The following is a 599-nucleotide window of genomic DNA, read 5'->3' as shown; positions in this document are numbered from 1 at the left end:
CCTGCAAAAAAATACGAATTTATTGATGATTGTGAATATATCGATGGTCATTTCTTAACTCGAATTAGAGCCTTAAGAGATTTTGATGATGTCAAAAAAGGCGATTTAGGGGGGTATATTGAAAATGAAAGCAACTTATCTCATGAGGGAAATTGCTGGGTGTATAATAAAGCACGGGTCTTTCAAAATGCACGCGTCTTTGGAAATGCTAAAGTAAAAAGCTTTTTTGTTGATGTCTATGGTAATGCTCAAATTTATGGAAATGCTATTTTTGAAGGTATGACATTAAAGGACAATGCAAAACTTTCAGGCAATGCGCATGCTAACAACGCCGTTGTAATTGAAGGCAATGCACAAATTTATGATAACGCCCGTGTCACTGATCATGCTCATATTTCCGATAATGCTGTCATTTGTGATGATGCTCATGTCGGAGGCAATGCAAAAATAAGTGGCTCTGCTTACATTTGTGATGAATCACGTGTTTTTGATGATGCCGTTATTTGTGATGCTCTTATCTCTGGTTCTTCATATATTCATAGCAATGCCTCTTTAACAGCTAATGAAGATATCTGTGATGATGCATATCCTGAGTTTGG

Annotated in this window: 1 protein-coding gene; it reads left to right on the top strand. The window is 36.6% G+C overall.

What is annotated here, in order from left to right; genetic code table 11:
* Positions 1–599 (top strand): hypothetical protein (locus ACFINO_RS11150; RefSeq protein WP_375655912.1); only part of this gene is annotated, 599 nt, incomplete at both ends.

The organism is Bartonella sp. AA83SXKL (assembly GCF_042196965.1).
Classification (GTDB): domain Bacteria; phylum Pseudomonadota; class Alphaproteobacteria; order Rhizobiales; family Rhizobiaceae; genus Bartonella.
The sequence above is the reverse complement of the archived record's forward strand: the minus strand, read 5'-3'. Positions and strand labels throughout refer to the sequence as shown.